Here is a 596-nt window from a genome sequence, read left to right as displayed (position 1 = left end):
GAGCCGACGGGTTTTGACGAATGGGCGGTCGTGCCGGGGCAGGGCGATTACTGGGATCCGGGCTTCCATTTTCCCGATGGCTACCGCCGCGTGCCGGGCTATGCCACCGACGTGATCACCGACATGTCCGTCGATTTCATCGAGCGCCACAAGGACGAGCCCTTCTTCCTGATGTGCCACCACAAGGCGCCGCATCGCAATTGGCAGTATCATCCGCGCTACAGGGAAATCCACGAACCGGGCACGATCCCGCTGCCGCCAACCTTCGAGGATAACTATGAGAACCGCGCCGCAGCGGCCGCGGCCGCGAAAATGCGGATCAAGTCCGACATGCTCTATGAGGATCTCGGCCTCGTCCAGCCGGAGGGCGGCGCCGAAATCGCCGGCGAATTGATGGTCGAGGGCTGGCCAGCGCGCAAGATCCCCGAGCTGAAGGACGGCGAGACCATTTCGGTGATCTGCGCTGAGACCGGAAAGACCTTCACCTTCGATGACCCGAAGGCCTTTGCCGAATTCAAGTATCAGCGCTACATGTCGCGCTATCTGCGCACCGTGCAGGCGATCGACGACGGCGTCGGCCGCATGCTCGACACGCT

1 protein-coding gene is annotated in these 596 nt (G+C 62.6%); it reads left to right on the top strand.

All coding sequences use genetic code 11. The features are described 5' to 3' along the window. Window positions 1-596, top strand: a 596-nt coding sequence (locus HPQ62_RS20945) for a sulfatase-like hydrolase/transferase (protein ID WP_174804527.1), incomplete at both ends; no start/stop codon positions are given.

Source organism: Martelella limonii, assembly GCF_013344475.1.
In the GTDB taxonomy this organism is placed as follows: Bacteria; Pseudomonadota; Alphaproteobacteria; order Rhizobiales; family Rhizobiaceae; genus Martelella; species Martelella limonii.
The sequence above is the reverse complement of the archived record's forward strand: the minus strand, read 5'-3'. Positions and strand labels throughout refer to the sequence as shown.